Below are 2,593 nucleotides of genomic sequence, written 5' to 3'. Positions count from 1 at the left end.
CCGCCTCCAGTAGCTTGACAAGAGGCAGAGCCTCTTTTAAATACATTCCCAGCCTGGAGGCTGGGAACGAGACGACACAAGCCTTTGGGCTTTTCTTATTAGTGCCATTCGTTAATGAGTGTTTGAACCAATACAGTTTAGTTAGCGTTAAAAACCTTAAACTGTGTAGGTTGGGGAGCCACTGTGTTGGGCGGGTTTCCCGACTTGTACCCCTTCGGGGAAGCAAGCTACGCGTAGCGTCTCCCCTTGGGAGAAGCAAGTGGCGTTTGAGGAACGTAGACCCAAAGGGGCTTCCCGCAGGGTAACCCAACATTTCCGGGGCTTGGTTGGGTTGCGCTTTGTTTTACCTATTTTAAAATTATTTCTACTCAATTTATCTTGCAGTTCTCTAAAATTAAAATTGTTAATGATAATTCATCTTTTTAATATCCAACGCCTCAAATCAAATTAATTCTATTCTCTAGCAATGACAATATCGTTAGACTTAATGACTGCATAAGCTTCTTTTCCCTCAGATAGTTCTAACTCTTCTGCGGAAGCTCTGGTGATAATCGAGGTTAATTCTACTTTATGAATAATCTCCAGAGTTACTTCGCTATTAACTGCTCCATAAACAACTCGTTTAACAACGCCTTTAAGAATATTCCGAGAGCTAACTTTTAGTGATTTCTTTTGAATACTACTTTCTATCTCAGGCTTTTGAGTGTAAATATTTTCCTGTTTTTCCTCGTGAATTGGTGGTGATATCGGTGCCCAGGTGTGCTGATTGAGGCTACGCACGAGTTCTCGCAGAATCTCAGTTTTGGTGCGTTGAGACTGTTCGCAGAACTCCTCTAGGATCTTTCGCTCGTCCTCTGAGGTTTGAAATGTGACCCATCCTTGTTCTTTTCTTGGCATAAAGTTATCAATTTTGGTTATTATTGGTATGATTCTATCAAGTATCAATTCTATATGCTGTTTTAATAAAAATATTTTTTCTGGAAGGATTTTCTACATTATTCTAGATAATTCATCAAATAATGCCATACATCTAACTACATAAATATTTATTTTTGGTAGGTACAAAACAATTTGTTACTTAACATTAATTCAGTATAAGTTTTGTACCAATATATTTGGTATTGCAAGGGTAATAAAACAATTGTCATCAAAATTATGATTATCTGCGAACCTTTCTGTCGTGATATCCTCACTGATGAACGTTACATCTTGCAATCTAAACAGGGAGATCAAAGATGTCCGCCACAAATTCTCCACCCCAACTGAAACGAGAGTTAGGGGTTGTTGGCGCAACCTTGATGGGACTGGGTTCTATTGTCGGGACGGGTGTATTTGTCACTATCGGGATTGCAGCAGGAATTGCTGGGCCGGCGGTAATTTTGGCGGTAGCAATTGGGGCAATTGTTGCCACCTGTAATGGACTCAACAGCGCCCAGTTAGCAGCTAGTCATGCTGTCAGTGGTGGCACTTATGAATATGGTTACAAATATCTTACCCCCGCCTTTGGCTTCACCGCCGGGTGGATGTTTTTGGTAGCTAAGACTGCCTCAGCCGCAACCGCCGCTTTAGGTTTTGCTGGTTACTTGCTGAATATTGGAGGTTTGAGTTCCAGTTGGCTAGTTCCTACAGCCCTCTTAGCTGTTGTGATGATGACGTTGGTTGTCTTAAGTGGTATCCGCCGCTCTAATGTTACCAATACGGTGATTGTGTCGGTAACGCTGCTATCTTTAGGCTTCTTTATCCTTGCTTGTCTACCCCGTGCTGCTGAGGTGGGAATTGAGAATTTGACACCTTTTTTCAGAACCTCACCAGGAGCAGTACTTCATGCTAGCGCCTTGATGTTTGTCGCCTATACAGGTTATGGGCGCATTGCCACAATGGGAGAGGAAGCACGCTCCCCAAGGGAAACGATTCCGAAAGCGATGATTGTCTGTCTGCTGCTGACAATGTTGCTTTACATGGCAGTGGCAATAGTTGGTATTGGGGCTGTGGGGGCAGATGTTTTAGAAAGTAGCACAGGGCAGACGGCAGCGCCCCTAGAAGTGGCAGTTCGCAGCGTTGCCGGTTCCGGTGGTGCTTTAGTCTTAGGGATTGGTGCGGTGACAGCCATGCTAGGCGTGCTATTGAACCTGATTTTGGGCTTATCTCGTGTGTTACTGGCAATGGGACGCCGTTCAGATGCTCCAAAATTTTTAGCGCGGCTTAACCAACAACAGACAACCCCATACTGGGCTGTGATATTTGTAGGAATAGCGATCGCTCTGCTGGTACTGTTGGGTAATGTCAAAACTACCTGGTCGTTTAGTGCCTTTAGTGTTTTGATTTATTACGCACTTACCAGTTTTGCCGCCTTGCGTCTTACCCCATCGGAGCGACTCTATCCTGTATGGGTAGGTTGGTTAGGTCTTGTGTCTTGCCTTTTCCTGGCTTTCTGGGTAGAATCTGCGATTTGGCAAGTTGGTTTAGGGTTGATTGTTGCAGGGCTAATCTGGCACAAAATTCGGCGAGCGATTACGCAAGTCCCATAGGATTATTTAATATAGGACTCATATTTGATTTTTGAAAAAATTCAGTGTAACTCAAAGAGGCTTCT

At 43.7% G+C, this 2,593-nt stretch carries 2 protein-coding genes; one reads left to right on the top strand and one right to left on the bottom strand.

Annotated elements, in window-relative coordinates:
* Nucleotides 1-453 precede the first annotated feature (453 nt).
* Complete coding sequence (locus VB740_RS36400) at nt 454-897, bottom strand: molybdopterin-binding protein (RefSeq protein WP_323204660.1); 444 nt, start codon at nt 895-897, stop codon at nt 454-456.
* Nucleotides 898-1,235: 338 nt separating this feature from the next.
* Here VB740_RS36400 and VB740_RS36395 point away from each other — a divergent pair, with 338 nt between their 5' ends.
* The gene (locus VB740_RS36395; RefSeq protein ID WP_323204659.1) at nt 1,236-2,528 is read left to right on the top strand and encodes an APC family permease; all 1,293 of its coding nucleotides are present in this window, start codon (nt 1,236-1,238) and stop codon (nt 2,526-2,528) included.
* Nucleotides 2,529-2,593: the final 65 nt, after the last annotated feature.

Origin of the sequence: Nostoc sp. UHCC 0251, from assembly GCF_034932245.1 — a bacterium.
In the GTDB taxonomy this organism is placed as follows: domain Bacteria; phylum Cyanobacteriota; class Cyanobacteriia; order Cyanobacteriales; family Nostocaceae; genus Nostoc.
The sequence above is the reverse complement of the archived record's forward strand: the minus strand, read 5'-3'. Positions and strand labels throughout refer to the sequence as shown.